The organism is Accumulibacter sp. (genome assembly GCF_032229525.1).
Classification (GTDB): domain Bacteria; phylum Pseudomonadota; class Gammaproteobacteria; order Burkholderiales; family Rhodocyclaceae; genus Accumulibacter.
The window spans coordinates 1-9237 of record NZ_JAVTWB010000103.1 but is presented as its reverse complement, the minus strand read 5'-3'; the positions used below and the strand labels follow the sequence as shown (position 1 = coordinate 9237).

The 9237-nt window shown below is 60.6% G+C and carries 7 protein-coding genes; 6 read left to right on the top strand and 1 reads right to left on the bottom strand.

Annotation, left to right across the window (positions count from 1 at the left end; all coding sequences use genetic code 11):
* The 5 genes from RUW20_RS06480 to RUW20_RS06460 all read left to right on the top strand — a co-directional run.
* Positions 1-381, top strand: a 381-nt coding sequence (locus RUW20_RS06480) for a response regulator transcription factor (protein ID WP_313951384.1), incomplete at its 5' end; no start/stop codon positions are given.
* A complete protein-coding gene (locus tag RUW20_RS06475) occupies positions 357-1736 on the top strand; it encodes an ATP-binding protein (RefSeq protein WP_313951383.1) in 1380 nt (459 codons plus the stop codon). The genes RUW20_RS06480 and RUW20_RS06475, both read left to right, overlap by 25 nt.
* A gap of 212 nt (positions 1737-1948) precedes the next feature.
* Positions 1949-4099 (top strand): LssY C-terminal domain-containing protein, encoded by a 2151-nt coding sequence (locus tag RUW20_RS06470; RefSeq protein ID WP_313951382.1) that lies wholly within the window; start codon positions 1949-1951, stop codon positions 4097-4099.
* Complete coding sequence (locus RUW20_RS06465) at positions 4096-4461, top strand: diacylglycerol kinase (protein ID WP_313951381.1); 366 nt, start codon at positions 4096-4098, stop codon at positions 4459-4461. Before RUW20_RS06470 ends, RUW20_RS06465 begins: the two co-directional genes overlap by 4 nt.
* A gap of 284 nt (positions 4462-4745) precedes the next feature.
* Entirely contained in the window at positions 4746-5636 is an 891-nt protein-coding gene (locus RUW20_RS06460; protein ID WP_313951380.1) for an alkaline phosphatase family protein, read from the top strand.
* Positions 5637-5668: 32 nt separating this feature from the next.
* Here RUW20_RS06460 and RUW20_RS06455 read toward each other — a convergent pair whose 3' ends face one another.
* A complete protein-coding gene (locus RUW20_RS06455; protein WP_313951379.1) occupies positions 5669-7318 on the bottom strand; it encodes a glycosyltransferase in 1650 nt (549 codons plus the stop codon).
* Between the two features lie 510 nt (positions 7319-7828).
* Between RUW20_RS06455 and RUW20_RS06450 the strand changes: the two genes are divergently transcribed.
* On the top strand, positions 7829-9237 hold a 1409-nt coding region (locus tag RUW20_RS06450), incomplete at its 3' end, for a glycosyltransferase family 39 protein (protein WP_313951378.1).

Genomic DNA, 9237 nt, shown 5'->3' with positions numbered 1-9237 from the left:
GCCGACGACTATCTATTGAAGCCTTTCGAGATGGCCGAGTTGTTGGCGCGCATGCGCGCGGTGGTCCGTCGCAAAGGGGGGGTTGCCGGCCCTCTGCTGTGCAACGGCAGGCTATCGCTGGATGTGGCGGCAAAAGCGGTGTCTGTCGACGGCAAGACGGTGCCCTTGTCGGGGCGCGAGTTCGCCCTTCTGCATGCCCTGATGATCCGGCCCGGGGCGATCCTGTCGCGAAGCGAGTTGGAGGATCGCATGTATGGCTGGGGAAGCGAGGTGGAAAGCAACGCCGTCGAGTTCATCATCCACTCGCTGCGTAAGAAACTCGGAAACGATGCCATCAGCAACGTGAGAGGCATGGGATGGCTAGTCCCCAAGGCGCATTGAGGCAGTCGCTGGAATTCAGGCTTTCGGCGTGGGTCAGTGCGCTGTTGCTGGGGGTGGCGATGGTCGCTGGGGTGTTCTCGTTCGTCACTGCGTTTGAAGAAGCGAACGAACTGCAGGACGACACGCTTCGGCAGATCGGCGCCCTCATCGACCGTAACCACCTTCCGGTTGGCAACGCGTTCACAACTTTGTCCGATCTTGCCTCGGATCCGGAATCGCGCGTGGTGGTGCAGATGCTGCCCAACGCGAGCGGGGAAGCCGCGCGGTCGTCAGCAATGCCGCTGTTGCTCTCCGCTGATCTGCCAGACGGTCTCCAGACGGTGATGGTCGAGGATCACTCCTGGCGGCTTTTTGTCACCACCCTGGCCGCCGACACACGCTTCGTCGTCGGGCAACAAACGGCGGTGCGCGACGAAATTGCCCGCGACGGCGCTTTACGCAGTCTGATGCCGTTCGTCATTCTGATTCCCATCTTGTTATTGGTCCTGCGCGACCTCATCCGCCGCATGCTGAAACCACTGAACCGCCTCGCCAGCGATCTCGACGGAAGAAGCGAACAGGATCTCGGTACGCTCAGCACCACTGGTCTGCCGACCGAAATCCGCCCCTTCGTGGCAGCAATCAACCGCTTGTTCTCGCGAGTCGAGCAGTCAGTCAGTCAACAGCGCCGCTTTGTCGCCGACGCATCGCATGAACTGCGCTCACCGCTCACCGCTCTGTCGCTACAAGCCGAGCGGCTGGCCGACACGAAAATGTCCAGCGTCGCAGGCGATCGCGTGGCAGCGCTGCGGCAGGGGATTCGCCGCGCGCGCCAACTGCTCGATCAACTGTTGACCTTGACCCGGGTCCAGGAGCCGGCGGTCATGGCAGCCTCGCCAGTGTCGGTCGAGCAGGTCTTTCGCCAGGTACTCGAAGACCTGCATCCACAGGCTGCGGCAAAATTGATTGATATCGGGGTCATCAGCGAACATGATGCAAGCATCATCCTCGCCGAAATCGATCTGATGACCTTGGTGCGGAATCTCGTGGACAACGCCATCAAGTACACGCCGGCGGGTGGCCGAATCGACCTTTCGGTCCACGCGCAAGAAGAAGGGGTTGTCGTCCAGGTCAGCGACAGTGGGCCGGGAATTGCTCCGAGCGAGCGGGCATTGGTGTTCGAGCCGTTCCACCGCGTGTTGGGAAATGACGAAGCGGGTTCGGGACTCGGACTCTCGATCGTCAAGGCGATCACCGATCGCTGCGCTGCTTCGGTCGCGCTGGACTACACGGACGTTGCCCAGTCATGTGGATTGCGGGTGACGGTCACCTTCCGCGGGTCGGGGCGAAATGCCTACACGACCACTCAGCGCTAAGCCAGGCCTGGGTTGGACAGCGCGGTCGGCCCTCGCGATTTTGGCCTGGCAGCCAGCCATGCGAATGCGTAAGGCTTAACGTGAAAGTCGCGTATGCGACTCACGAATCTCCCTTCTCCCCACTGCGGGAGAAGGGCCGGAGAAGAGGGGGGGCGGTCATGACTTTCATGATCGGTGCTGCCTCCACATGTCATGACCGTTAGCGTACTTCAATGATCGAAAGACTCTTCGCCTCTATCCTGCCATCCCTTGAGCACTTCCATCTGCTCGCTTACTGGCTGGCCTTCTTTACCGCCTTGCTCGAAACAGCATTCGTGGTGGGTTTGCTACTGCCCGGTTCGACCTTCCTGCTCATGCTTGGCGCCCTGTCGGCCAGCGGCCATCTCGATTTCGGCGATCTGCTGTGGTTTGCGGTCGCCGGCGCCGTCCTTGGCGACAATTTCAATTACTGGTTGGGCCAACGCTATGGCAACAGGTGGGTGCGTGACGGCGTGTGGTTCCTGACGCCAGATCATTTCGGGAAAGCACGCAGCTTCTTTGATCGGCATGGCGCCAAGAGTGTCTTTCTGGGGCGCTTCATCCCGAGCATCAAGGAAATCGCACCATTCGTGGCCGGCACTGTCGGCATGCAGCGCTACACTTTCATGCTCTGGAATGTCCTGGGTGCGATCGGCTGGGGCCTGCAATGGGTCGGTGGCGGCTACCTGTTCGGGCAGTCGCTCAATCTGGCGCAGGCGTGGATGTCACGTGCGGGGATGGCGCTCGTCGTCGTCTTGCTGGTCTGGGCGCTGCTGTGGCTCTTGCAGCGCTTCGTCGTGCACCATGGGGGCGCGGTGTGGCATGTGGCGGTTTCGCTCGCGCGCTCGATCAAGGCCGGCCTGGGCCGCAATCACTATCTGCGGCGATTGGCGCGCCGCCATCCCGACGGCGTCCGCTTTCTCGTCGAGCGTGTGGCTCGCGCCCATTTCAAAGGCCTGCCACTGACGCTTCTGGTGCTGGCATTTGCCTTCGCCCTGGCCTTGTTCGCGGGTATTGTCGAGGACGTCGTCGCCTCCGACCCGATCGTCGCGCTCGACCACGCCGCCGCCCAGTTGATCGCAGCGTTTCGCACCCCCGCGGTCGTTTCCCCGGCGCTGTGGATTACCAGCCTCGGCGAGCCAGCGGTTGTCGGAGCGCTGCTCGCGCTAGCGTGCCTGGTGCTCTGGCTGGCGAACCTGAACTACGTTATCGCGGCCTTGCTGCTCTCCAGCCTTGGCGCAAGCGCGTTCAGCGCGCTGGCCAAACTGGCCTTTCAGCGGCCTCGGCCGGTCGACGCCCTGTTGCTCGAATCGTCCTGGTCTTTCCCGAGTGGGCACGCCACCACAGCCGTTGCATTCTACGGCTTCCTGGGCTATCTGCTGATCCGCTCCAACTCGACGTGGAAGACACAGGCGAAGCTGTTCTTCGCCACAGGTGTACTGATCGTCCTGCTCGGCTTGAGCCGCATCGTGCTCGGCGTGCATTATCTGAGCGATGTCTGGGCAGGCTACCTGATCGGAAGCCTGTGGCTGATTGTCGGCATCAGCCTGAGCGAGTTCCTGGCTGCCAGCGGCCGCATTAGCTGGCATGCGCCGAGCGAGCCGCGGCGAAGGACAGCGGCTCGCGGCCTCGCCGTTGTTGCCGCTGTCGGGTGCATCGCCTATGCCTCTGCGCGCAGGCTACCGGCGCCCGCGCACCCGACCGAGTTGAGCGTTGCGCTCGATCGCCCGGTCGCTGAGCTGTTGCGCACCCAGACGCTTTCCCGCACGTTCACCCTGCTTGGCCGGCCCGCGCAACCGCTGAGCTTCGCCATCGTCGAAGCCAACGCCGATGCCTTGTCCGCCCGCCTGCGTCGGTCGGGATGGCTGGCCGCCGACAAAGCCGATGCGCAGAACATGCTGCGTCTCGCCCGGCAAGGCCTGGATTACCCCACGGCACCGCTCGCGCCGGCTTTCTGGAACGGCCAGATGAACGACCTGGCGTTCGAGCGCCCGCTTCAACAGGCAGAGAAGCAAGTAGTGGCGACGGTTCGCATCTGGACGACGCCTTACCGGATCGGCCAGGATCGTCTATTCGTCGGGGTGGTGCGCGAGTACGATGGCACCCGCTGGGGCGTGTTGCACACGATTTCGCCTGACGTGGATGCGGCGGCCGCAGGCTTCGTCGAGTCCCTCAAGCGCCCGGGACAGCCATTCGACGTTTGCCTGCGACCATTGCTCGCGCCGATGATCGGCAGCTACCTGATGGGCGGCCATTTCTTCACACGTGGGCAATTGTGGCTCCTTGACCCGGGCGACCGCAGCGGCCTTGCACGGCTGTGTGGCAAGCAAGGGTCAAGACAATGAAAAACCAGGTCTTCACAAAGAAACTGCGCAATGCTTTCGCCGGCATCGGCTTCGCGTGGACGGAGGAACGGAATTTCCGTGTCCATGTGGCGCTCGGCCTCGCCACCCTGCTGGCGTTTGCCGTGCTTCAACCGACGGCCTGGTGGTGGGCGCTGATCGTGCTGTGCGTCGCGCTCGTACTCGCCGCGGAGCTGCTGAACTCGGCCGTAGAGGCGCTCGTCGACCACCTCCATCCCGAATTGCACCCGCTCGTCGGCAAGGTGAAAGACATGCTCGCCGGCATGGTTCTGGTGATCAGCGTCGGCGCAGCAGTCGTGGCGATGCTCGCGTTGTACGCCACGGTGGCTGCGTGGTCGCCGTAAGGCCCCGGTACACTTCGGCAAGGGGCTTTTCCAGTATTTGTCATCCCGGAAACGGTTGCTGGCGGCAGCTAAGTCTCGGCTAAGCTTTGATCGCTATCTTGATCGGCATGCACACCCGCAGGAGAAGGGAAAGGCGATCTTCCAGGTGAAGGGTTTCAGGAAACGCCAGCTCCCGTCGCTTACACTGGTGATGCTGATTACGTGCGACTTCTCGGTCGCCTCACAGCCATGGGTAGTCTGGAGTCTTCTCGCCGCCAGGCAGTTCCGTCAGGGAGTCAGTCAACATGTTGCGCAAATTGCTGGTGGCTATCGCGCTGGTGGCGATCGCCGTTGTTTGGGGATTTTCGAGAACACCGCCTGCAGGCGACCCGCCGGGGGCTTTTCACAAGCCCGCGGCGAGCAAGGTGGTCCTGGTGATTCTCGAGAATACGCACGCTGACAAAGCACGCGCCGAAAAATTCCTCGGCAAGCTCGCCGAGTCGGGCGCATATCTCGCGAACTACCACGCTTTCTCGTTTAATCACTCGCAGCCGAATTACATCGCGCTGATTTCTGGTAGTACCGAAGGGGTGGTGGATAATTCACCTGTGCGACTCGATCGCGTGCATCTGGGACAGAAGCTGAAATCATGGATGGCCTATGCGGAAGACTATCCCGGTGGCTCCTGTGACCTACGGCCGGCGATCGGGCTCTATGCTCGCAAGCACCTACCATTCCTCAGCTTTGCCGATGTCCAGGACGACAAGGATTTTTGCCGCGAACACATCACCGGTTTCGATCAGTTCCTGCTCGCCGCAAAGGCGCAGAAGCTGCCCAGCTTCTCGCTGGTCATTCCGAATCTCGATCACGATGCGCACAACAAACCGCTGCGCGATGCGGACGCCTGGCTGGAAAAGCATTTTTCCGGATTGATCGCGGATGCTGCATTTCGTCGTGATGTCCTGCTCATCGTCACCTTTGACGAGAGTGACAGGAAGTGGTGGCGTACTGGCAACGAACGCAACCGGGTGTTCACCGTTTTCTCGGGCGACGACGTGATTCCCGGCGAGGTAAGCACGCGCTATGACCACTACGACCTCCTTCGTACGATCGAAGCGATCTTCGATATCGCCCCGATGTCGACCGGGGACGCCAACGCGCGTCCCATTGGCGGCATCTGGCGTCAGCAGAAGTAGGCTGCTGCGTCGTCAGGAAATGCAGCACGCCGTCAACGCGGCGGCTGTTCCAGATAGTAGACGCTGTAGTCGCCGTCGCGGAAGAAGCCGTGGTAGGCCGGTGTCGGCAATTCGAGTGGCTCGCCGCCGCTACTCGCACTCGCCAGCGATCGGCGGTTCCGGTCACTGATCAACAGGTAGACCGGATAGCGCAGCTCCAGCAGCTGTGTCACCTGATCGACGAACTGCGGCTGAAAGTCGCCGGCCACGTTGACGTGATAGACGATCGCCAGGCTGTCCTTGCCGATGCCGTAGAGGACCAGCGGTGCGGGTTTTTCGTGGCGCCGCGCTTCGACCGCCTGGACGAACGGCTGCGCCGAATGGATCTGAAGCTCGGCAGGTTCGCGCAACAGGACATTCGTCAGCCAGAACGCGAGCGCAGCGACACCGACGATCAGCTGGTCGCGCTGCGCTACCGTAAACCTCTTGCGCAGCGAGATCAGCGACAGCAGCTGACAGGCAAGCAGCAGGCCCAACAGCGACGAAGCCCTGATCTCCACCTGCAGACCGTGCTTTCGGGCATAGTGCTGCGCGAAAAACAGCAGCGCGATCAAGACCGTCGGCAAGAGCAGCAAGAACTTCTGCAGCAGCTGGTAAACGACCCACAGCAGCCGGTTGCCGTGCGCAATGAACACGTAGGCGGCCAGCGCAGCCATCGCCGGCACCGCCGGCAAGAGGTAGCGCGCTTTCTTGGTTTCCGGAATCGACAGGCCGATCAAGAGCAGAAGTAGCCATCCAGCCATCAGCGTGGCCATGCGCAAGGCGGGATCCCACGCCGGGCTGTCGGTTTTTTTCTGGAACGGCAATCGCAGGTGAGGGCGCGAAGTGGCCAGCACCGTCACCGTCACCAGCAGGGCTGCCGGAAAGCTGAGCGCGAAGTTGGCCAGGCTGCTGAGCAGATAGTAATAACGCGGCAGGGCGTCTTCGTGGCCGCTGAGGCGCCCGGTCACCTGCATCTGGATGACATCGCTGACAAAGGCCTCGCCGCCCTCGATCCGCGCCAGGAAAAGCAGCGCAAACCAGCACGCGACGAGCAGCGCCAGGGCGGGCAGGCCCATCTTGAACAGCGTGGGCCATTGACTGGTCAGCGCGTAATAGCTGCACAGCACGCCGACCGGAATGACGATGCCCATCGGACCGCGAATCGAGAAACCCAGAACCAGCAGGAGAAAGATCCAGAGCAGCGGGCGCGCGGAAGAAATGGCATGGCTGTCCCGCCGATAGGCGAGAACGAAACACGCCAGGGTTATGGTGGCCAGCATCTGGTCGAGGGAAATGCCGCGCGCCTCGACCAGAAAGGTGGCCGTCAGCAACTCGAAGCACACCGCAAGGAACGCCCACTGACGTGAAACGCCGCTCAGCAGGCGATAGGTCAGTGCCAGATTGAGGGCGCTGGCGACGGCGGTGGGAAGAATCGCGGTGAACTTGTTGACCGAGCCAAACGGCAGCGAGCCCAGCCAGATCAGAAGTGTCGACGTGGCCGGGTAATCCGGATACGGAGCGCCATAGGTCTTGGGAAAGATCGAAACGCCATACTGCAGCATTTGCCTGGCGAAGACCGCGAAGCGCGTTTCAAAGCCGACGAATTCCTGATCCCAGAGACCAAGAGTGAACAGCAGCAAGCCAATCGCTGCAACGGCCATGGTTTCCCGTCGCAGACGAGGGTCCGTCGGCTGCCGCTGAGCCGAACGCGCTGTCGCTACAGGTGCAAATGTCGGTGCTGCTGGGCTCATTGGATTTCCGGGCGAGCTGGTCGGGTCAGGCTTGAGTTGTTCAGATTTGTCAGGATGATCGCCGGGCTGAATCAGCGGCTGCGGTCGGCGGCGGGCTGCTGGAACGGACTGCCCGAGATTCTATACGCCTTCGCTCGGAGGCTGTCGAGCTTGTGGGCAGGGACCGCTCTTGGCGGAGCGGTCGCGGCGAGTGGCAAGGGTCTCGTAGCGAAGATTCTTCGATCCCTTAACGGCAGTCAAAGGCGTCGTGCATGAACTGCCGCGCCGGCGGCACCGCCGCTGCTTTCGCTCGCTGACTCGTGATTCCTTAAGCCCGGCCTAATTCGTGGCGGCTAGCCTCGCCCCTTTGTAAATTCGCGGGCCATCGCCACGAGCACGTTGGATACCCAGCGCCTACTGCCTGAGGAAGGACTGATTTCGATGGATTTTCGCTTGCCGGATTGGGTGCAGCCCGGGCTGCTTGTCACGCTGTTCGCCTGCTTGCTGATCTTTAGCGGTCTGAACCGATTCGACCTCAGGGAATCGGTTGAACCACGCGAGGCCGGGGTGGCGGCAGATATGCTTCAGACAAACCAGTTTGTCGCTCCAACTCTCAATGGCCGACTGTTTCTCGAAAAGCCTCCACTGAGCTACTGGCTACAAGCTGCGTCGATGAAAGCATTTGGCGATGAGGTTTTTGCCCCGCGCATTCCTTCTGCCCTGGCCGGTCTGGCAACGGTTTTGCTTTTTGTGTTCTTCTTCAGAAAGTCAGAACAAAAAGATTGGCTGATTCTACTGTCCGGATTTTTTCTGATTACCATGGCGTCGTTCTGGGATCACTCTCGAATGGCTGGCCAGGATGTGCTGTTGACCTTTGGCGTTTCTCTGTCTCTGTTGTCGTTCTATTTTTCACGCGAAGAGAATTCAAAGATTATTTGGTTCATGTTCTCGGCAGGGATCGCCATTGCAACCTTGACCAAAGGGGTGGTTGGCCTGGCCGTTCCCGGAGTTGTAATTTCCGCGTATCTCCTGCTCGAAACCATTTGTCTGGACAAGCGGCTAATTGTTAAAAACTGGTGGAGTCCGCTGATCTTTACGCTCCTTGGCCTGTTACCTGTTCTGGTCTGGCTGTGGCTGCTGTACAAAGCGCAGGGATTCGCTGCGGTGAAGGAAGTCGTGTGGGTCAACAGTGTCGGACGCTTCGACGGTGAGTATACCCAGGGTGCGCACGCGGAACCATTCTACTTTTACTTGAAGAAACTACCGGAAACCTTCCAGCCCTGGTCGCTGTTTCTCTATATAGCGATCTGGCAGTCGGCAAAGAGAATTCTCGACAATCGTCGTTCGCTGTTTTTTCTTTGTTGGATGGTGGCGCCTTATCTCTTGCTGTCAATATCAGCCGGCAAGCGTCCTTCCTACCTGCTCATGATTTATCCCGCGGCGGCTGCTTTTCTGGCGCAATTCGTTGTCTCGTTGATGCAGCAGAATATCCTCGCCACTTACCGGTCATTTTCAACAACGGTCAAATGGCTGGCCGGCGTTCAGGCGCTTATTTTTTCGGCGGCAACCTTACTGTTGGTTTTCAACGCGCTTCGGGTGGATGCGAAAATCATGGCTGGCGTGTCGCTGGTGGCGGCACTGCCAATGTTGGTCATCATGTGGCGCTCGATACCATCACTGCGCGTTTTCAATTTCATGGCAAGTTGTGGCGGGGCGATCCTGGTCATCTATGTTTCTTATTACAGCGTGGTTGTCCCGCATGACGACAAACAGCAGTCACCGCGGCAGTTGATGAACAGGTTGGCGGAGTTTGCCGCTGATGGCAGGCCGGTGGCTCTTTTTCAGCCCGG